Raw genomic sequence first — 1169 nt, forward strand, 5'->3', positions numbered from 1 at the left:
CCTGTTGACCCACACATGCGTCAGGAGAGCCCTGTGGACTGGGGATTCTCCAGATTCTCTGTCCACAGTCCGCGTTGAAGGCCCGGGGGTTTCGAGGCTCGGCGCTGGGGCGCCTCGCACCTCAACCACCGGGAGTTGCGCTGCCTACGGGACCCCAAGCCGACCGCCGGACCCCCCCAAGCCCTCTCGTCGCTGCCTTTCGGAACTGTCCCGGCTACGCAACTGCAGCCCGCTGGGACCAACGACATCGCCACCTACGGAACGGCAAACCGACAGGCGGACCCAACCACCCACCGCACTCCCTCGTCGCTGCCTTCGGCCGCTGGGACGACCGAACCCCTGGAGCAGCCGGGCGCCTAGTCGACGAGCGGGACGTCGGCGAGGGCGATGGAGGTGTCGCGCAGCTGCGGGGTGGCTGGGCGGCCGACCCAGGTGCGGATGGGGTCGATGGCGTCCCAGTCGTTGAGGTGCATGCCCGCGACGACACGGCTGTCCTTGACCCACAGGGCGGTCAGGACGCGGGAGGCGCGGTCGCCGCGGACGACGACCTCGTCGTAGCCCCGGCCGGTGTGGCCGACGTACTCCATGCCGAGGTCGTACTGGTCGGTGAAGAAGTACGGCTGGCGGTCGTACGCCGCGTCCTCGCCCAGCATCACGCGGGCGGCGTGGCGCCCCTGGTGGATGGCGGTGTCCCAGTGCTCGACGCGGATCGGGCCGAGGAGCGGGTGGTCCTGGCGGGCGACGTCGCCGGCGGCGAAGACGTGCGGGTCGGAGGCGCGCAGGCGGCTGTTGACGAGGACGCCGTTGTCGGTGGCCCACCCCCCGGCGGGGGTGCGGTCGCTGGGGTGGGGGGGGCTGGTCGTGCGGCCGCCGGTGTGGTCGACCGACGCCAGGGAGGTGGCCAGGCGCAGGTCCACGCCGTGCTCGCGATGCAGGTCGGCGAAGACGGTGGCCAGCTCCGGGCCGAGCACGGCGCCGAGGGGGAGGGGAGCGCTCTCGACGACGGTCACGGCCGCGCCGGCCTCCCGCGCTGCAGCCGCGACCTCGAGGCCGATCCAGCCCGCGCCGACGACGAGGATCGAGCCGGACAGGTCGGCGCGCAGTGCGGTGGCGTCGTCCATCGTGCGCAGGTAGCGCACGTCCGCACCGGACTCGTCGAGCGTCGGCAG

At 72.8% G+C, this 1169-nt stretch carries 1 protein-coding gene; it reads right to left on the reverse strand.

Features of this window, described 5'->3' with window-relative positions; translation table 11 throughout:
- Window positions 1–356 precede the first annotated feature (356 nt).
- Window positions 357–1169: NAD(P)/FAD-dependent oxidoreductase (locus L615_RS19875; RefSeq protein WP_261376777.1), on the reverse strand; the 813-nt coding region annotated here is incomplete at its 5' end.

Origin of the sequence: Nocardioides sp. J9 (assembly GCF_007829375.1) — a bacterium.
Taxonomy (GTDB): Bacteria; Actinomycetota; Actinomycetes; order Propionibacteriales; family Nocardioidaceae; genus Nocardioides.